18 protein-coding genes are annotated in these 18,978 nt (G+C 67.2%); 13 read left to right on the plus strand and 5 right to left on the minus strand.

The annotated features are described in order from the left end of the window. Positions 1–142: 142 nt before the first annotated feature. The 8 genes from AAFM92_14890 (at position 143) to rmuC (ending at position 10,134) form a co-directional block, all read left to right on the plus strand. Positions 143–1,867, plus strand: a complete 1,725-nt coding sequence (locus tag AAFM92_14890; GenBank protein MEL7301666.1) for a heparinase II/III family protein — start codon at positions 143–145, stop codon at positions 1,865–1,867. 14 nt (positions 1,868–1,881) lie between these two features. Then, the gene (purH, locus tag AAFM92_14895; GenBank protein MEL7301667.1) at positions 1,882–3,462 is read left to right on the plus strand and encodes a bifunctional phosphoribosylaminoimidazolecarboxamide formyltransferase/IMP cyclohydrolase; all 1,581 of its coding nucleotides are present in this window, start codon (positions 1,882–1,884) and stop codon (positions 3,460–3,462) included. Between the two features lies 1 nt (position 3,463). Next, positions 3,464–3,934, plus strand: coding sequence for a signal peptidase II (lspA, locus tag AAFM92_14900; GenBank protein ID MEL7301668.1), 471 nt, complete (start codon positions 3,464–3,466; stop codon positions 3,932–3,934). Between the two features lie 47 nt (positions 3,935–3,981). After that, positions 3,982–4,455: a DUF3035 domain-containing protein gene (locus tag AAFM92_14905; GenBank protein MEL7301669.1), complete on the plus strand. Its 474-nt coding sequence runs from the start codon at positions 3,982–3,984 to the stop codon at positions 4,453–4,455. 74 nt (positions 4,456–4,529) lie between these two features. Continuing rightward, positions 4,530–5,870: a pitrilysin family protein gene (locus AAFM92_14910; GenBank protein MEL7301670.1), complete on the plus strand. Its 1,341-nt coding sequence runs from the start codon at positions 4,530–4,532 to the stop codon at positions 5,868–5,870. After that, positions 5,867–7,177, plus strand: coding sequence for a pitrilysin family protein (locus AAFM92_14915; protein MEL7301671.1), 1,311 nt, complete (start codon positions 5,867–5,869; stop codon positions 7,175–7,177). Before AAFM92_14910 ends, AAFM92_14915 begins: the two co-directional genes overlap by 4 nt. Before the next feature lie 39 nt (positions 7,178–7,216). Then, a complete protein-coding gene (gene mutL, locus AAFM92_14920) occupies positions 7,217–9,022 on the plus strand; it encodes a DNA mismatch repair endonuclease MutL (GenBank protein MEL7301672.1) in 1,806 nt (601 codons plus the stop codon). Beyond that, a complete protein-coding gene (rmuC, locus tag AAFM92_14925; protein ID MEL7301673.1) occupies positions 9,019–10,134 on the plus strand; it encodes a DNA recombination protein RmuC in 1,116 nt (371 codons plus the stop codon). The genes mutL and rmuC overlap by 4 nt, the downstream gene beginning before the upstream one ends. A gap of 108 nt (positions 10,135–10,242) precedes the next feature. On the opposite strand, the gene AAFM92_14930 is transcribed toward rmuC, so the two are convergent. The 3 genes from AAFM92_14930 to AAFM92_14940 all read right to left on the minus strand — a co-directional run bounded on the left by AAFM92_14930 (position 10,243) and on the right by AAFM92_14940 (position 12,343). After that, positions 10,243–10,839 (minus strand): YceI family protein, encoded by a 597-nt coding sequence (locus AAFM92_14930; GenBank protein MEL7301674.1) that lies wholly within the window; start codon positions 10,837–10,839, stop codon positions 10,243–10,245. Between the two features lie 131 nt (positions 10,840–10,970). Continuing rightward, a complete protein-coding gene (locus AAFM92_14935; protein MEL7301675.1) occupies positions 10,971–11,624 on the minus strand; it encodes a ChrR family anti-sigma-E factor in 654 nt (217 codons plus the stop codon). A 44-nt stretch (positions 11,625–11,668) separates the two neighbouring features. Continuing rightward, positions 11,669–12,343, minus strand: a complete 675-nt coding sequence (locus tag AAFM92_14940) for a sigma-70 family RNA polymerase sigma factor (GenBank protein ID MEL7301676.1) — start codon at positions 12,341–12,343, stop codon at positions 11,669–11,671. A gap of 115 nt (positions 12,344–12,458) precedes the next feature. Here AAFM92_14940 and AAFM92_14945 point away from each other — a divergent pair, with 115 nt between their 5' ends. Genes AAFM92_14945 through AAFM92_14965 form a run of 5 tightly spaced genes read left to right on the plus strand, consistent with a single transcriptional unit; the run spans position 12,459 to position 17,039 of the window. Beyond that, positions 12,459–13,745, plus strand: a complete 1,287-nt coding sequence (locus AAFM92_14945) for an FAD-dependent oxidoreductase (protein ID MEL7301677.1) — start codon at positions 12,459–12,461, stop codon at positions 13,743–13,745. After that, a complete protein-coding gene (locus AAFM92_14950) occupies positions 13,742–14,503 on the plus strand; it encodes a DUF1365 domain-containing protein (protein MEL7301678.1) in 762 nt (253 codons plus the stop codon). The genes AAFM92_14945 and AAFM92_14950 overlap by 4 nt, the downstream gene beginning before the upstream one ends. Further along, positions 14,500–15,744 (plus strand): MFS transporter, encoded by a 1,245-nt coding sequence (locus AAFM92_14955; protein MEL7301679.1) that lies wholly within the window; start codon positions 14,500–14,502, stop codon positions 15,742–15,744. Before AAFM92_14950 ends, AAFM92_14955 begins: the two co-directional genes overlap by 4 nt. A gap of 9 nt (positions 15,745–15,753) precedes the next feature. Next, positions 15,754–16,311, plus strand: a complete 558-nt coding sequence (locus tag AAFM92_14960) for a DUF3833 domain-containing protein (protein ID MEL7301680.1) — start codon at positions 15,754–15,756, stop codon at positions 16,309–16,311. Continuing rightward, entirely contained in the window at positions 16,311–17,039 is a 729-nt protein-coding gene (locus tag AAFM92_14965) for an SDR family NAD(P)-dependent oxidoreductase (protein ID MEL7301681.1), read from the plus strand. The genes AAFM92_14960 and AAFM92_14965 overlap by 1 nt, the downstream gene beginning before the upstream one ends. Positions 17,040–17,162: 123 nt before the next feature. Here the strand turns inward: AAFM92_14965 and AAFM92_14970 are convergent, their stop codons facing one another. Next, a complete protein-coding gene (locus AAFM92_14970; protein ID MEL7301682.1) occupies positions 17,163–18,212 on the minus strand; it encodes a saccharopine dehydrogenase in 1,050 nt (349 codons plus the stop codon). Between the two features lie 10 nt (positions 18,213–18,222). Continuing rightward, a complete protein-coding gene (locus tag AAFM92_14975; GenBank protein MEL7301683.1) occupies positions 18,223–18,867 on the minus strand; it encodes a histidine phosphatase family protein in 645 nt (214 codons plus the stop codon). Between the last annotated feature and the right edge of the window lie 111 nt (positions 18,868–18,978).

Below are 18,978 nucleotides of genomic sequence, written 5' to 3' on the forward strand. Positions count from 1 at the left end.
GGCGCGTGACTTGCGGCGGGGGCTCAGGTAGCAGAGCGGCACGGGCCCGCGCGGCCTGAACCAGAAGAAGAGCAGCCCCCGCAATAGGTCTCGGACAGACGTGTCGACCCACCCCGATATGCCGGCCCCACGCACGCGTTTGATGACGCAGCTTCACGCCCGGCTCGCGGCCATGGGGCGGCCTGCCACGGCCTTCGTGAGCCAGCCCGAGCCCCGCTCCATCGGTCATTTCGCCAAGGGAAAGCAGCTCATCGCGGGCAATTACCTCTTCGCCGGTTACCTCGTGGAGACCGCTCCGGGGACGTCACTCTGGGATGTGGCCGCGCCCTCGGACACCTTCGCCGAGGAGGCGCATGGCTTCCTTTGGCTCGACGATCTGGCCGCTGTGGGAGACGGGGCCGCCCGCGCGCTGGCGCAGGACTGGGCCGCGGGCTGGATCAGGGAATTCGGGCGCGGGCGCGGGCCGGGCTGGAGCCCGGACCTTACCGGGCGCAGGCTCATCCGCTGGATCAACCACGCGCTGTTCCTCTTGTCGGGCAATGGCAGCATTCATGGCGAACTCTTCTTTCGCTCGCTCGCCCAGCAGACCCGCTTCCTCGGGCGTCGCTGGCACTCGACAACGGCGGGCCTGCCTCGGATCGAGGCGCTCACGGGGCTCATCTATGCGGGCCTCTCGCTCACGGGCATGGAGCGTTTCGTGCCCACGGCCATCTCGGCCCTCGGTCGCGCCTGCGAACGGCAGATCGACAAGACGGGAGCCATGGCCCCGCGCAACCCCGAAGAGCTGCTCGAGATCTTCACGCTCTTGAACTGGGCAGCGCTTGCCCTCGACGATGCGGGCCGCGCGGCGGCCCCGGCGCATCTCGCCGCCATCGAGCGGATCGCACCCGTGCTGCGCACGTTGAGGCACGCCGATGGCGGGCTCGCGCGCTTTCACGGGGGAGGGCGTGGCCTCGAGGGGCGACTCGACGCGGCGCTCGCGCTCTCGGGTGTGAAGGCCGAACCGGCGGGGCCGCAGGGCCGCGAGGCCATGGGCTATGCCAGGCTCGCCGTGGGGCGGACATCGGTCCTCGTGGATGTCGCCGCACCGCCCAAGGGCGCGGCCAGCTACAACGCCCATGCCTCCACCCTGGCCTTCGAGCTCACATCGGGGCGGCGTCCGCTCGTGGTGAGCTGCGGCTCAGGCGCGGCGTTCGGCGAAGCCTGGCGGCGCGCGGGCCGGGCGACGCCCTCCCATTCCACGCTCTCGCTCGCTGGCTACTCCTCCTCCCGGCTCGGGCCGCGCAAGTTCCTGTCAGGGCGGGCGCGGGAGCTTCTCACGGATGTGCCCAGGGAGCTGAGCTGCGATTGGCGCGACACCGAGTTCGCCACCCGGTTGCAGGTGAGCCACGATGGCTACCGCGCCACTCACGGTCTCATCCATGTCCGCACGCTCGAGCTCGGCCATGACGGGCGCGGCCTCGTCGGCGAGGAGCTCCTGCTCGCGCTCAACGCCGCGGATCGCGGCCGCTTCGAAAGCCACCTCGATGGCGGCGGGCTCAAGGGCGTCCCCTTCAGCATCCGCTTTCACTTGCATCCCGATGTCGACGCCGCCCTCGACATGGGGGGCGCGGCGGTCTCGCTGGCCCTGCGCAGCGGCGAAATCTGGGTGTTTCGGCACGATGCCAAGGCGACCTTGTCGATCGAGCCGAGTGTCTACCTGGAGCGCGGGCGGCTCAAGCCCCGCGGCGCCGAGCAGATCGTGCTTTCGGGCAGCGCCCTGACCGACCAGTCGCGCGTCAGGTGGTCTCTGGCCAAAGCGCAGGAAACTCCGCTATCTGTCCGCGACCTCCGGCGGGACGATCCGCTCGCCACAGACGACGACTAGAAGGACTTCCGCCCATGCCCGATCTCGTGCCGCTCCGACGCGCGCTGCTTTCCGTATCCGACAAGGCGGGGATCGTGGAGCTGGGGCAGGCGCTGGCGGCGCGCGGCGTGGAGCTTGTGAGCACGGGCGGTACAGCGCGGAGCCTGCGCGAGTCGGGGCTCGAGGTGCGCGATATCTCCGATCTCACTGACTTTCCCGAGATGATGGACGGGCGTGTGAAGACGCTGCATCCGGTCGTCCATGGCGGGCTTCTGGCGGTGCGCGAGGACGCGGCCCACGCGGCCGCCATGGAGACCCATGGCATCGGCGCGATCGATCTCGTCGTCGTCAATCTCTACCCCTTCGAGGCCACCGTGGCGCAGGGGGCGGGCTATGCCGAGGTGATCGAGAATATCGACATCGGTGGGCCTGCCATGCTGCGCTCGGCGGCCAAGAACCACGCCTATGTGAGCGTCGTCACCGACCCAGAGGATTACGCGCCGCTCCTCGCCGAGCTCGAAGAACATGACGGCGCCACGAGCTACGGCTTCCGCCAGAAACTCGCGCTCGAGGCCTATGCGCGCACGGCGGCCTATGACGCGGCGGTCTCCGGGTGGATGGCAGGGGCGCTTGAGACCCGCGCGCGCCGCTACGCCACCGCCGGCACGCTCCGCCAGGAGATGCGCTACGGCGAGAACCCGCACCAGGCGGCGGCGTTCTACGTCGACGGCTCCGCGCAGGTGGGGGTGGCCACGGCCACCCAGCACCAGGGCAAGGCGCTTAGCTACAACAATATCAACGACACCGACGCGGCCTTCGAGCTCGTCAGCGAGTTCGACCCGGCCGAGGGCCCGGCCTGCGCCATCATCAAGCACGCCAATCCCTGCGGCGTGGCGCGCGGCGGAACCCTCGCGGAGGCCTATGCGCGCGCCTTCGATTGCGACCGCACGTCGGCCTTCGGCGGGATCATCGCGCTCAACCAGCCGCTCGACGAGGCCACCGCAGAGGAGATCACCAAGATCTTCACTGAGGTCGTGATCGCCCCCGGCGCGAGCAACGCGGCTCGTGCCGTTTTTGCCAAGAAGAAGAACCTGCGGCTCTTGACCACCGAGGGCCTCGCGGACACCGCCACTGCGCGCGCCTACCTCAAGCAGGTGGCCGGGGGCTTTCTTCTCCAGGACAAGGACGTGGGCGCGCCGGGCGCGCTCACCGTGGTCACCGAGCGGGCGCCATCCGAGGAAGAGCTGCGCGACCTGGCTTTTGCCTGGACCGTGGCCAAGCATGTGAAATCCAACGCCATCGTCTATGCCAATCACCTCTCCACGGTAGGCGTCGGCGCGGGCCAGATGAGCCGGGTGGATTCGACCCGCATCGCCGCGCGCAAGGCCGAGGACATGGCCAAGGAGCTCGGCCTGAAGACGCCGCTCACGCAGAATTCGGTGGCGGCTTCTGATGCCTTCTTCCCCTTCCCCGACGGCCTCCTCACCGTGGCCGAGGCCGGAGCCACGGCGGTCATCCAGCCTGGAGGCTCCATGCGCGACGACGAGGTGATCGCAGCCGCCAACGAGGCCGGGCTCGCCATGGTCTTCACCGGTCAACGGCATTTCCGGCACTGAGATGCGGGCGCTCTGGATCACGGCCGCGCTGACCTTCCTGGGGGACCAGGCGCTCAAGTACTACATCCTGCACGTGCTCGATCTCGACCGGATCCGGGCGATCGACGTTCTCCCGCCCTTTCTCAACCTGCGCATGACCTGGAATTACGGGGTCAATTTCGGGCTCTTCTCGGGAGGCGGCAATACGCGGTGGATCCTCATCGCTATCGCCGTGGTGATCTGCGCGGTCGTGCTGTGGTGGATGCGCAAGGGCCAGGGGACGCTGGCGCTCGTTTCCGCGGGGCTCCTCGTGGGCGGGGCCGCGGGCAACGTGATCGATAGGATCGTCTATGGCGGTGTGGCGGACTTTCTCAACATGTCCTGCTGCGGGATTAACAACCCTTACGCCTTCAATCTGGCTGATATCGCGATCTTCATCGGCGCGCTCGGGCTCGTCTTCTTCGTCAAGGATGCGCCGGAGGCGGAGGCGTGACGCGCCCGGCGCATTGGTGTAACCCAGCAGAAAGAATGGGGTGTGTCATGCGTTGGATCGTCTTGGGATTGGTGGCCTTGGCCCTATCGGCCTGTGCGAACGCCGATGGAAGCGAGGGGCCCGACGAGTTCGGCGTTGTCCCGTCGCTGCCTCTCGAGCTGCCCCCTACCTTCTCCGACCTGCCGCCGCCCACGCCCGGCGCGAGTAACCGGGCCGATGTGACCCCCACAGCCGATGCCGCCGCCGCCCTCGGCGGCACGCTCCGCGATCCGGGCATCCCAGCCGGTGACGGTGGGCTCGTGAGCTTCGCCTCGCGGTTTGGCGTGGACCCCAACATCCGCGCGGAGCTTTTCGCGGCGGACGAGCAATTCCGCGACCGAAGGGGACGCCTGCGGTTCCTCGGGCTTGGCCGCGGCGACCGGTATTTCAGCGCCTATGCGCGACAAACTCTCGACGCCCAGGCCGAGCTTGCGCGCTTCCGCGAGGCAGGGGTCTCCGTCCCCACCGCGCCGCCCAACTAGCCGTCACATCGCTGTCACCGCGCTTGAAGCCGCCCGCGCCGGCCGTACCTTATGGCGCAGGAGGACGATGCCTGATGATCCGAATGCTCACCGCCGCCGCCGTCGCGCTGGCCGCGACCCCGCTTGCCGCCGCCGAGGCCGTAACGAATTTCTTTCTCGACAACGGGATGGAGGTCGTCGTCATCGAGGACACCCGCGCCCCGGTCGTCGTGCACATGGTCTGGTACAAGGTCGGCTCCGCCGACGAGCCAGAGACGAAGAGCGGGATCGCGCATTTCACCGAACACCTGATGTTCAAGGCCACCGACACCCTCGAGGACGGTGAATTCCAGCGGATCGTCACCGAGAACGGCGGCACCGATAACGCCTTCACGAGCTACGATTACACCGGATATTTCCAGCGCGTGGCCTCCGACCGCCTCGGTCTGATGATGGAGATGGAGGCCGACCGGATGGTCAACCTCGCGCTCGACGAGGACGACATCGCCACGGAGCGCGGCGTCATCATCGAGGAGCGCAACCAGCGCACCGACAGCTCGCCCGGCGCGCTCATGCAAGAGCAGGTCCGGGCCGCGCAATTCCTCAATCATCAATACGCCGTGCCGATCATCGGCTGGCGCCACGAGATGGAGACGCTGGGGCTTGAGGATGCCAATGCCTTCTACGAGGCGCATTACGCGCCCAACAACGCCATTCTCGTGGTGGCCGGAGACGTGACGCCCGAAGAGGTCCGCATGCTTGCCGAGGAACACTACGGTGTCATCCCTGCGAACCCGGCGATCACCGAGCGCGCACGCCCGGCAGAGCCGCCGCAGCGGGCCGAGCGCCGCCTCGTCTACCGGGATGCACGGGTGGCACAGCCCTATTTCACACGCACCTACCTCGCGCCCGAGCGGAACGCCGGAGATCAGCGGGAGGCAGCCGCCCTGCGGCTCCTCGCATCGGTGCTCGGCGGGTCGGGGGCGACCTCCGTCTTTGGCGAGACCCTCGAATTCGAGCAGGAGATCGCCGTCTACACCTCCGCATACTACCAGGGGACCTCGCTCGACGAGACGACCTTCGGCCTGATCGGGGTGCCATCGCCGGGCACCTCCCTCGAAGAGCTCGAGGCTGCCATGGATGCCGAAATCGCCCGCTTCCTCGAGGAGGGCGTGGACCCCGAGCAGCTCGAGCGGATCAAGGCGCAGTGGCGCGCCTCGGAGGTCTACGCGCTCGACGACGTGGGCGGCATCGCCCGCCGCTACGGCGCCGCGCTCACCTCCGGGCTCACCGTGCAGGACGTGCAGGAGTGGCCGGAGATCATCCAATCCATCACGGGCGACGAGATCGTCGCCGCCGCCGCGCGCGTCTTCGACCGGACCAACGCCGTCACCGGCTATCTCATGCAACCAGACCAGCCGGAGGTGACGCAATGATCGCCCGACTGACCGCCGTTTTCGCCCTCTTCGCCCTGCCCGCCTGGGCCGAAGTGGATATCCAGGAAGTGACTTCGCCCGGCGGCATCGACGCGTGGCTCGTGGAGGAAAGCTCCATCCCGTTCACCGCGCTCGAGCTTCGCTTCGACGGGGGCGCCTCGCTCGACCCCGAGGGCCTGCGGGGCGTGACCAACCTGATGATGGGCATGCTCGAAGAAGGATCTGGCGACATGGACGCCCGCGCCTTCGCCGAGGCCCGCGAGACGCTGGCGGCGCGCTTCGAATTCGATGCCTTCGGCGACAGCGTATCCATCAGCGCGTCCTTCCTCAGCGAGAACCGCGACGAAGCCGTGGCGCTGCTGCGCCAGGCGCTCACCCAGCCCACCTTCGATGAGATCGCCGTGGAGCGCGTGAAGCGGCAGGTGCTGACGGGCATCCGCTCCGACCTGCTCGACCCCGATGAGATCTCGTCGGCGCGCTTTTTCGAGATGGCCTTCGGCGACCATCCCTATGGCAGCGACCTCGCTGGGACGGAGGCCTCCGTGACCGCGATCACGCGGGAGGATCTGGAGACGGCCCGGCAGAACGCGCTGGCTCTCGACAGGCTCCATGTCGGCGCGGTGGGCGATATCACGGCCGACGAACTCGGTGCGCTGCTCGACGAGCTCTTGGGCGACCTGCCCGCCAGCGGCCCGGACACGCCCCCGCGCGTGGATTTCGCGCTGCCGGGAGGCACGACGGTCATCGAATTCGAGGGCCCGCAATCCACCGCGCTCTTCGGCCATGTGGGCATCGAGCGCGATGATCCGCGTTATTTCGCGGCCTTCATCCTCATGGAGATTCTCGGTGGGGGCGGCATCGAGAGCCGGCTCGGCTTCGAGGTGCGCGAGGAGCGCGGCCTCACCTATGGCATCTCCTCCTTCCTCGTGCCGCGCGATCTCTCCGAGATGATCCTCGGGCGCGTGCGGTCCTCCAACGAGACCATCGCGGAGGCCATCGAGGTGACCCGCGACGTCTGGGAACAGACCGCGACCGAGGGCGTCACGCCCGCGGAACTCGCGCGCACGCAGACCTATCTGACCGGGGCCTATCCGCTCCGCTTCGATGGCAACGGCACCATCGCCAACATCCTGGCGGGGATGCAGCAGGCCGATCTCGGGATCGATTACATCGCCACGCGCAACGACAACATCGAGGCCGTGACGCTGGAGGAGGTGAACCAGGTGGCGCGTGAGATCCTGCTGCCGGATGAGCTTCACTTCGTGGTGGTGGGCGAGCCTGTCGGGCTGACGACGACCACCAACTAGACGTTCCGAATCTGCGCTGGCCATGCTACCCCTTGGGTCATGGCCAGCCCGGACCCCAAGATAAGCGCCCCAACCATCCGGCAGCTCGACGAGGCCGCCATCAACCGCATCGCTGCCGGCGAAGTGGTGGAGCGGCCCGCGAGCGCGGTGAAAGAGCTCGTGGAGAACGCCATCGACGCCGGCGCGTCCCGGATCGACGTGGCCTACGAGGCGGGGGGCAAGACCCTGATCCGGGTGACAGATGATGGCTGCGGCATCCCGCCCTCTGACCTGCCGCTGGCGCTGGCGCGGCACGCCACGTCGAAGATCGACGGCTCGGACCTGCTCAACATCCACACCTTCGGGTTTCGGGGCGAGGCGCTGCCATCGCTCGGCGCGGTGGGACGGCTCTCCGTCATCTCCCGCGCGGAGGGCGCGGCGGAGGCGGCAAAGCTCGCCGTGGCCGGCGGGGACATGGCCCCGGTCGCGCCCGCGGCCCTCAGCCGGGGGACGGTGGTGGAGCTGCGCGATCTCTTTTTCGCCACGCCCGCGCGGCTCAAGTTCCTGCGCTCGGAACGGGCCGAGGCGCAATCCATCTCGGATGTCGTCAAACGCCTCGCCATGGCCGAGCCCTTCGTAGGCTTCACGCTGCGCGACCTCGGCACGGGGCGCGAGGTCTTCCGGGCCGAGCCTTGCATGGGCGGGCCGGTCGACGCGTTGCGCGCACGGCTCGGGCAGATCCTCGGGCGGGAGTTCATCGAGAACGCCGTGCCGGTGGAGGCGGAGAAGGAGGGAGTGCACCTGACGGGCTTTGCGGCGCTTCCCACCTATTCGCGCGGCGCGGCGGTGGCGCAGTTCTTCTTCGTTAATGGCCGGCCCGTGCGGGACAAGCTTCTGCTCGGGGCGCTGCGCGGGGCCTATGCGGATTTCCTCAGCCGGGACCGGCACCCGGCCGTGGCGCTCTTCGTGGAATGCCCGCCCATGCGCGTGGACGTGAACGTGCATCCGGCGAAGTCGGAGGTGCGCTTTCGGGAGCCCGCGGCGGTGCGGAGCCTCGTCGTCAACGGCCTGCGGCAGGCGCTGGCGCGGGCGGGGCATCGCGCGTCGACCACCGTGGCCACGGAGACGCTGGGCGCCATGCGGCCCGAGGCGCCGCAGGCGGTTGTCTATCAGATGGATTTCGCCTCTCGCCCGGCCCGCCAGATGCCGCCCATGGCCCGGGAACCTCAGGGCTTCGAGGAGGCCCCCGCCGCGCGCGTCGAGCCGGAGCCCGACGCGCAGGGGGACCATCCGCTCGGCGCCGCGCGGGCCCATTTGCATGAGAACTACATCGTCGCGCAGACAGCGGACGGGATGATCCTTGTCGATGCGCACGCGGCCCATGAGCGGCTCGTCTACGAGGAGCTCAAGGCTGGGATGGCCGCGCGGGGCGTGGCCTCGCAGGCGCTTCTCATCCCCGAAATCGTTGACCTTTCCGAGGGCGACGCGGCGGCGATCCTAGAGCAGGCGGAGGCGCTTGCCGCGCTCGGGCTCGTGATCGAAGCCTTTGGGCCGGGCTCCGTGGCCGTCCGCGAAGTGCCCGCGATCCTCGGGGCCTGTGACGCGCGCGCCCTCCTTCTCGACGTGGTGGATGAACTCACCGATGGGGGCACGAGCCGGGTCGTCTCGGAGCGGATCGAGGCGGTGCTGTCACGGGTGGCGTGCCACGGCTCGGTTCGGACGGGGCGGCGTATGCAGGCCGACGAGATGAACGCGCTCCTCCGCCGGATGGAGGCCACGCCCCATTCCGGGCAGTGCAACCATGGGCGGCCCACCTACGTGGAGTTGAAGCTCGCCGATATCGAGCGGCTTTTCGGGCGGTCATGACGCTCGCAGACCTTCCCCTCGACGACCCGCGCGTGCTGGCGGCGGCGGGGTTTGCCCTGTTGATCGTGATCGTCTTTCTGTCGATGCGCGGCGTGGGGCGGCGTATGGAGCAGCTGGCGCAAGTTCAGCTCCAGCTCGCTGAAGGTCAGCAGAGGCTGGCAGGCGGGCTCACCCATGTGAGCGATGCGCAGGCCGCGTCCCAGGCGCAGATGATGGGGCTCGTGGAGCAGCGCCTCGCCACCGTCTCCGACAAGATGAATGAGAACCTCACGACCAGTGCGAAGGCCACGGCGGCCTCGCTCGGCGCGCTCCAGCAGCGACTGCAGGCCATCGACAAGGCGCAGGACAACATCACCAAGCTGTCCGGCGATGTCCTCAGTCTGCAGGATATCCTGTCAAACAAGCAGACGCGGGGCGCGTTCGGGGAAATCCAGCTCGCCGACATCGTCTCCAAGGCGCTGCCTGCCGACAGCTACAGCTTGCAGGCCACGCTCTCGAACGGGAAGCGCGCCGATTGCCTGATCCATCTGCCGAACCCGCCGGGGCCCATCGTCGTCGATGCGAAGTTTCCGCTGGAGGCCTATGAGCGGCTGCGGAACGCCGCGACCGACGCGGATGTGCAAGCGGCAGCGCGGCAACTCAAGGCCGATGTGAAGACCCATATCCGCGCGATCTCCGAGAAGTACATCCTCGAGGGTGAGACGGCCGATGGCGCGTTGATGTTCCTGCCGTCGGAGGCGATCTACGCGGAACTCCACGCGAATTTCCCGGAGCTCGTGCGCGCAGGCTTTGCTGCGCGGGTCTGGATCGTGTCGCCCACGACCTGCATGGCCACGCTCAATACCATGCGCGCGATCCTCAAGGATGCGCGGATGCGCGAGCAGGCGGGCGCGATCCGCAAGGAGCTCGCCATGCTGCACGGGGATGTGGAGCGGCTGACGACGCGGGTGGGCAATCTCGACCGGCATTTCGGCATGGCGTCGAAGGACCTCGCGGAGATCAAGATCAGCGCCGAGAAGGCGGGGACGCGGGCGCGGCGCCTCGATGCCTTTGATTTCGAAGAGCTCGAGGCAGAGGACGCCGCCGTCCAGAGCCGCATCGTGCGCCGGTAACGGGACAGCGATCGACGCCACGTCTTCACTTTGCGGTAAGAAAAAGCCCCTGCCGGGGGGCAGGGGCAGTGGGTCGGCACCCGCGCCGAGGCGGGTGGCGGTGCGGGGTCAGGTGCTGCCGTCGCCCGCGTTGAACATAAGGCGCACGCTCACGGGCACGGCGCGGTCGATGCGCTCGAGGCCCGCGATCTCCATGAGCGTGTCTATCCCTGCGTCGATGCCGAGCTCTTCGGTGGAGACGTAGGTGATCCCATCGGAGACGATGAGCACCTGGTCCTCGCCCAGACGCGCGGCGATGACCGGGAGATCCACAAAGACTTCCTCATCGAGGAACATCAGCGTGCCCTCCACGGTGCTCGTCATGGTCTCGCCCACGCCGAGGGCCTCCATCGCGCCCATGTCCACCTCGGCCATGAGCTCAGCCGTGGGCATCATGGAAAAGACATGCTCCTGCATGCGCTCGTTGCGGATGTCGATGCCGGTATCAACGGTGGCGAGGTCGATGGTGAGGGCGACCATGCCCTCCTCGGAGACCGTGCCCGAGAGGCCCGAGAAGCTGTGGCTTTCTCCGATGACGTCGGATTTGACGGAGCCGAAGCCGATCTTGGAATTCGCGCCGTCTAGCGTCCACATCTCGGCCTGTGCGATGGTGGCGGTGGCGAGCGTGGCGGCCCATACGCTGGCGGTGAGTAGCGGTTTGATCATGTCATCCTCCCTTTGATGCGACATGACGTAGCGTCAGGGGTGGCCGTGGCGAGCCCGATCACGGAAAAGCAAAACGCCGCTCCCGGGGGAGCGGCGTGTCAGCGTCTGTCAGTGTTCCCTCCGGCGGGGTCTCAGATGCGCATGAAGCGCTGCGCGACCCGGGGCAGGAGGCTGTTGAACTTGAGCGGTGCATCGGTGGCCGAGAGGCAGATGCAATCCTCGCCGATATCTGCGACGGGCGTGTGCTCGAGCTCTTCGTTGGCGATCTCGATGTCGCCCCGAGCGAAGCGGCCGTCATCATCGACGAAGGCGCCCTGCAGTACGAGGGTCAGTTCAGTCCCGTGATGGCCGTGATCCGGCACCTCCATCCCGGCGGGAATGTAGAGCAGGCGCACGCTGGCATCCTTCGACGTGGGCAGGATGGCCTGCTTAACGCCGCCGCCCACGCGCCGCCATTTGACGGCCTCGGCGTCGCCGCCAACGTAATCCTGAAGCGGCTTCGGGAAGACGCCCTGCGAGACGCGTGCCGTCTTGATCGGGTCCTTTGCGCGGCGGCTGATAAGCTTCAGCGTCGCGTCGAGGGATCCTTCCGACATCTCTGCGGCCTCTGCTCCGTCGAGCACGGCGCCACCCACGGCCTCGAATTCCCCGAGGCGCGCGCGGCACTCGTCGCAGAGCGAAATGTGCGTGGCGACCACGAGGTTGAAAGCCTCCGGCAGGGTGCCGGCAGCGTAGCCCATCAACAGCTGGTCACTGAGGTGATGTTTGATCTTCTGCTCAGTCATCTTGCGGTCCCATCATTCGCGTTCCCCAACGCGCCTCTCTCTCTTTATTTCATCGCATGGCGCAATCGATCAAGCGCCAGGCGGATGCGGGATTTGATCGTGCCGAGCGGGAGGCCGGTTTCCGCAGCGATCTCGCTGTGGCTCAGGTCTCCGAAATACGCGCGCTCGATCAGCACCCTTTGCTTCTCCGGCAGCTCGGACAGGGCCCGAGCCAGTTGTGAACTCTCCTGTTGCAGGGCCAGCGCGTCCTCTTGGTCCGGCTCGGCCTCGGGCCCCCAGGGGAGGTCCTCGGGCTCTGGTCGTCTCTGCTTCCGAAGGGCGTCGATCGAGCGGTTCCGCGCGATTGTAAAGATCCAGGTGGCCGCGGAGGCGCGGGCCGGATCAAACATGTGTGCCTTCGTCCACAGGGTGGCCATCACCTCCTGCGTCGTTTCTTCCGCGAGCGCCGCGTTGGCGCCCGATTTCATCAGAAACGCCTTCACCCGCGGGGCAAAGTGCTGGAACAACGCCGCGAAGGCGGCCTGGTCCTGATGCAGCCGGATAGCCTCGATTTCAGCCACCCACGGAGCTGCGCTCACGCGTTCCTGTACGTTCACGTCGGCATCTTTCTGGGCGAAAGTGTCAGCCCTGGTTGTCAGCTTGGCGACAACACCATAAGACACATCCGGGTTGGATGCACGTTTTTCCTGACCCAGGCGTGCAGACGTTAACATGTTCATGATACGCGCCCTGCGCTCCGGTGGATCACCGCATGCAAAAGAATTTTTGAAACTCATCCATGGACTTCCTGCGTGCGTAAGAGGACGAGAATTCACGGGGTAAGAGGGCAGCTATATGCCATTTGAACACGGGGCCGGCGGCCCCAAGCGTATCGCTGTCATCGGCGGCGGCATTTCCGGGCTCAGCGCCGCGCACATGCTTTCCGGCGCCAATGCTGTCGTTCTTTACGAAGCTGAAGGCCGGCTGGGCGGCCATGCCCGCACCATCTTCGTCGGCGAAAAAGAACAGCCCGTCGATACCGGCTTCCTCGTTTTCAACTACGCGACCTACCCGCACCTGACCGCGCTCTTCCATGAGCTCGCCGTGCCGGTGGCGCTCTCGGACATGAGCTTTGGCTGCTCCATCGGGGACGGCTGGATGGAATACGGCATCCTCGAGCGCTCCGCGATCTTCGCGCAAAAACGCAACCTTCTGCGCCCGCAATTCTACAAGATGCTCGCCGACATGATCCGCTTCGGCAAAGAGGCCGACCGCATCGTCGATGACGAGATGACGGTGGGCGAGCTCATCGAGGTCATGGGGCTCGGCACGTGGTTCCGCGACTACTACCTCCTGCCCATGTCCGGGGCGATCTGGTCCACGCCCACGACGAAGATCACCGATTTCCCGGCGCGGGCGATGGTGAACTTCTTCGTCAATCACGGGCTCATGAAGGACAACGAGCAGCACGATTGGTACACGGTCGATGGTGGCTCCATCCAGTATGTCCGCCGGCTCCAGGCCGCGCTGGAAAAGCGGGGCGCGGACCTGCGGCTCGGCGCGCCCATCGAGGGCGTGCGCCGCCTGCAGGCCGGGGTCGAGATCAAGGCCCGGGGCGGCGAGTGGGAGCTCTTCGACGAGGTGGTCTTTGCAACCCATTCCGACGATACGCTGCGCCTTCTCTCCGATGCCACACCCCAGGAGCGCGCCGCGCTCGGCGCGGTGGCCTACCAGCCCAATCACGCCGTGATGCACTCCGATCCGGCCGTGATGGCCAAGCGCAAGGCCGTCTGGTCCGCGTGGAACTACACCGAAAGCGCCGAGAGCGACGTGATCGACCTCACCTACTGGATCAACCGCCTTCAGAACATTCCCGGGCCCACGGATTACTTCGTGACGCTCAATTCGCAGAAGGCGATCCGGGAGGAGCTGATCCACGACACCTACACCTTCCGCCACCCCGTCTTCGACACTGCCGCGCTCGAGGCCCAGGAGGCCGTGCGCCGCTTCAACGGGGCCAACAACACGTGGTTCTGCGGCGCCTGGATGAAGAACGGCTTCCACGAAGACGGTATCTCGAGCGCCGTGGACGTGGTCGAGGCCATCGAGACGCAGGCGGCGATGGGGGTCGCCGCGCAGTGAGCGCGCCCATCGAGCATATCGAGGGTCAGACCTATCACGGCCGCCGCGGCGAGACGAAGAACGCCTTTCGCTATTCCATCGACTACGTGCTCAGCGAGGCCGAGGGCCCGGTCCGCGGGCCGCTGGGCTTCGGGCGCAACCGCGCCGGGATCGCGTCGCTCCATGACAGCGACCATGGCGGGCCGCCCCATGCGGGCCGCGGAGCGCCTTGGGTGCGGGATGTACTGCGTGCCCATGACCTGCCGCAGCCCGCGCGCATCGCGCTCCTCGCGCAGCCGCGCTTCTGGGGCCATGTCTTCAACCCGGTCTCCTTCTGGCTTTGCTACGATGCGTCGGGCGACCTGACCATCGTGATCGCGGAAGTCACCAATACCTTCGGCGACCGGCATTCCTATCTCTGTCACACAGAGGACCTGCGCGCGCTCACCCGCGACGTGGAGGTGCGTGCGACCAAGGTCATGCATGTTTCTCCCTTCATGCCCGTGGAGGGTGGCTACCGTTTCCGGTTTGACATCACCGCGGACGCCATAGGCGTCTGGATCGACTACCGGCAGGGCAATGAAAACGGGCTCATCGCCACTCTGACAGGCGCGCGCCGCCCGATGACGACGTGGAGCCTGCTGCGCGCGGCGCTGCGCCGGCCCATGGGCTCGCGCCGGGTGCTCGCGCTCATTCACTGGCAGGCTCTGAAGCTCTGGTGGAAGGGCGTGCGCTATCGCCCGCAGCCCGTGGCGCCCTCGGAGGAGGTCTCCCGGTGACTGCTGCGGCGGTCTCCCCACTCCAGAACAGGCTTCCAGCCTATACCCTGTTCGGCGCGATCCTCGCGGCGGCGGGGCTGCCGATCTACATCTACGCGCCCCCCTATTACGCCGAGACCTACGGTGTGAGCCTCGCCGGGATCGGCGCGGTACTCTTCTGGCTGCGCCTCTTCGATGCCGTGCAGGACCCGGCGCTGGGCTGGGTGAGCGAGCGGCTGGGTGGCCGCCGCGGCCTCGCCGTGGCGCTGGGAGGCGGGTGCCTCGCGCTCGCGATGGTGGGGCTTTTCGCGGTCACACCGCCCTTCTGGCCGCTGGCGTGGTTCGCGCTGACGATCACGCTGCTCTTCTCGAGCTTCTCCTTCCTCAACATCAACTTCTACGCCCAGGGCGTGCAGAAATCGGAGTCAATCGAAGGGGGCCATGTGCGGCTCGCCATGTGGCGCGAGGGCGGCGCGCTCCTGGGCGTGTGTATCGCGGCCGTGGCGCCCACTCTGCTCGAGGGCTACGTCGCTGCGCCCTTTGCCACCTTCGCCTTCGCCTTTGCCGTCGTCGTGTTCTTCGCCGTGCTCGCCATGGCGCCGGAATGGACCCGCAAGATGGAGGCGCAGGCCACGCCCGTGAAGGTGATCCTGCAGGACACGCTGGCGCTGAAGCTCCTCGTGCTGGCGCTCGTGAATGCGACGCCGCTCGCCGTCTCATCCACGCTCTTTCTCTTTTTCGTGGAGGATCGGCTGGCTGCGCCGGGATGGGAGGGGCCGCTTCTCGTGCTCTTCTTCCTGTCAGGCGCGGCGGCCGCGCCGTTCTGGTCGAAGGCCGCCGAACGCTTCGGCCCGAAGCCCGTCCTCTTCACCGCCATGGTCACCGCGATCGCGGCCTTTGGCGGAGCTGCATTTTTAGATGAGGGCGATGTGATCCTTTTCGCCGTCATCTGCGTAACATCTGGTGCAACGATCGGAGCGGATCTCGTTTTACTTCCCGCCCTGTTCAGCGCGCGCATGGCGGCGATCTCCCCCAACGGAGGGCAGGGGTTCGGTCTTTGGTCGCTCGTGCAGAAATTCACGTTGGCGTTTGCCGCCATCGCCCTTCTACCGCTTCTTGAAGCCTCGGGGTTTGAAGCGGGGTCCGCAACACAACCCCCCGAGGCGCTGACACTTCTGACGATCCTATACGCACTTGTACCGTGTGGCCTGAAGCTGATTGCCATCGCGATACTCGCCCGGACGGATCTGACGAGGATTTAGGAGGAACAGATGGAATTGATCTATCTCTTGGCGGGGGCGGCGCTTGTGGTTGGCGCGTCACTTCTCGTCGCGACGCGCTGGTCGTTCACCGCGCAAAAGCCGCAGGACTATGCCACCAAGGGCCCGCAATTCGACATCCGTCAGCATCTGCAGGGGCCGATCCTCTGCGAAGGTGTGATCTATGGGCCCACGGGCCGCGTGACCTCCCGCTTCGTGGCAGATTTCGACGCGCAGTGGGAAGGCAATACCGGCGTCATGAAAGAAACCTTCCGCTATGACAGCGGCGAGGTGCAGGACCGCGAGTGGCGGCTGACGCTGGGCAATGACGGCACGATCAAGGCCGATGCGGACGACCTCGTGGGCCAGGGCTCCGGCCGGCAGGAAGGCAATGCCGTGCAGCTCAACTACAGCATTCGCCTGCCGGAGAAGAGCGGCGGGCACGTGCTCAGCACCACGGACTGGATGTATCTCGTGGAGAACGGGACGATCATGAACCGCAGCCAGTTCCGCAAGTTTGGCATCAAGGTGGCCGAGCTCGTGGCCACCATGCGCCCGAAGGAAAGCTGATGCGCAAAGTCCGCGGCAAACGCTACTGGCTCGTAGGTGCCTCCGAGGGGCTCGGTCGGGCGCTGGCGCTGGAGATGGCCAAGGCAGGGGCGGAGGTCATCGTCTCCGCCCGCAGCCAGGATCGTCTCGAGGAGCTGGTGGAGGAGATGGGCTCCGGGGAGGCGGTGGCCTGCGACGTCACCGACCAGGAAAGCGTTGATGCCGCGGTGGAAAAGATCGGCCAGGTGGATGGGATCGTCTACCTGGCCGGGGTCTACTGGCCCATGGCCGCCCAGGAGTGGGATGCCGAGAAGGCCACGATGATGGCCGAGATCAACGTGATGGGCGCGTTTCGCACGATTGGAGCGGTGCTGCCGCAGATGCTCGAGCGCGACGCCGGGCACGTGGTGATCACGGGCTCGCTCAGCGGGTTCCGCGGCCTGCCGAAGACGGTGGGCTACGGCGCGTCGAAGTCGGCGGTGATGTATCTCGCCGAGGGGATGCACGCGGATCTGAAGGATACCGGCATCGACGTGCAGCTGGTGAACCCGGGCTTCATCAAGACCCGGCTCACCGACAAGAACGATTTCCAGATGCCCTTCATCATGGAGCCCGGGGAGGCGGCGAAGGTGTTCTTCGATCACATGAAGCTGGGCGGCTTCAAGCGGAGCTTTCCCTACGGATTTTCGCTCCTCTTCCGGTTCTCGCAATTCTGGCCGGACTGGCTCTACTACCGGGTGTTCTCCTAGCAAAAGTCTTGCGAAGACTTTTGGGAAGGACCTTGCGAAGGTCCTTGGCCCACGTGGCGGTCGTTGGTCGCGACATCCAAGAGCCTTCGCAAAAACTCTTGGAAGGGTATTCGTAAAATCCTTTCAGTCGAGCGCGGCCAAGGCCCGCTCAAACTCCGCCTCGGCGCGCATCCATTCGTCCGGCATGGTCGGAAGTTTCAGCAGCGCGGGCAGGAGCTGGGCCGCGAAATCCTCCGAGCTTTCCACCGGCAGCATCGCGGGCAGGTTGTCGATGGCGGTGACGTCGAGCGGGGGCGTCTCGTGGACACGCAGCGCTGGCGCCTCCCACGGGGTGACGCGGTCGTAGACCTTGACCGGGGAGAAGTCGCTATCGGGATCGCAGGCGATGTCGCCGATCACCGAGAGTTTGCGCGGGGCGGTCTTGGCCGATGCGGGCACGAAGACCGGCGTGCCGGGGCGCGCAAGGATGCAGTTGAAGAAGATATCGTGGGCCAGCACCTCGGGAAACGGCCCGCCATGGGCGGTCTCCGCGAGATCCCAGAGCGTGGTGGGCACGCCCATATGCGTCGAGAGGTCTGCCGCGCCCCGGCCCACCCGGCCAAGCGCGCCGATGATGAGCGCGGAGGGCCGCGTGAAGAGCCCCGAGAGCTCCGCCTGCAGGTCGGCCAGGAGGGCCGGGGCGCTGTCGTAGCGGTGCACCGGCCCCGCGAGGCCCCCGCGCTGCTGCGCGGCCCAGCATTTCAGCGCCACGGCTGCACCCGCATAGCCTGCCCAGTAGCCGAAGGCCGCCACCCGGCGCCCCGCGCCATCGGTGAGATACTCGAGATCGAGCAGCGTGCCGCCGCCCGCGCGGAAACGCCGGAGGAGGGCCTTGCCCGCCGGTTGGCCCTTATAGGCGTGGCCGAACATGATGTGCCGGTGGCGGAGCGGCGTGCCATCGTCGGGCAGTTCCTTTAGGCCGAAAATGATGGCGTCCCCGGGCGCGTCGGGCCAGCTGCCTTCGGCCGCGATTTCTGCGCCGGCGTCCCGGTAGCCCGCGAGCGGGATCGCGCGCGCCGCGCTCTCTTCCACCGTCACCCGCGCGCCGCGCGAGCGGAGCGCGGTCACGCCCTCGGGCGTAAGGCCCACACGGGCCTCGTTGGCGCGTGGTTCGGCTCTGACCCAGAGATGCATGGCGGCCTCCTCAGTAATTCGTCTTGGCGTGTGCGCGCTCGGGCCCGTCGAGATGCGGCGTCGCGTTGAAGCCCGCGAGCATCGCCCCTTCGGGTCGCACCGCCACGCGGTGGATCGAGGTGTTGAAGATCGGCAGGAGGATATGGGCCATGCGCGTGGGATCGAGACCGAGGATCTGGCGGATCACCATGCCGATGACCCCGCCCGAGGTGATGCAGATGACACGCCGCCCGGGCTGCTGGGCCTCGGCGATGACCTCGGCGATGCGGGTCTCGAAGGTGGCAAAGCTCTCCTGTCCCTGGATCTCGGCCGCGTGCCAGGCCTCCATGACGATGGGGATGTGCGCCGCGAAGCCCGTTCCATCGGGGCGCGGGATGCCTCTCGCCTGCTCAAGGGCGTCCGAGAGGTTGAAGTAGTCGAGCTCGTTGAGCCGTGGATCGAGCCGCGCCGGAGTGAGCCCCATGCCCGCGGCTGTCTCTCGGTGCCGCCGCAGGGAGCCCGAGAGCACGAGGTCGAACGCGGCCTCGGTCTCCCGCAGGTGCGCGCCGAGCCACCGTGCCTGCGCGTGGCCGAGCTCCGAGAGCCGGTCGTAGCTCGCCTCGTCGGTCGCTTCCGAATTCGCCTGCCCGTGTCGGACAAGGATGATCTCGCCCATGGTGCGCCTCCTCCCGCGCTTCCTTTCAAAGGGCTGCGCGCGCTGCAAGCACTGGATGCCTCCGGCGGCCCTCCGGGGGAGGTACGGGGCACAAAGAAGCCCCAAGACGCG

It is taken from the genome of Pseudomonadota bacterium (genome assembly GCA_038533575.1).
In the GTDB taxonomy this organism is placed as follows: domain Bacteria; phylum Pseudomonadota; class Alphaproteobacteria; order Rhodobacterales; family Rhodobacteraceae; genus Shimia_B.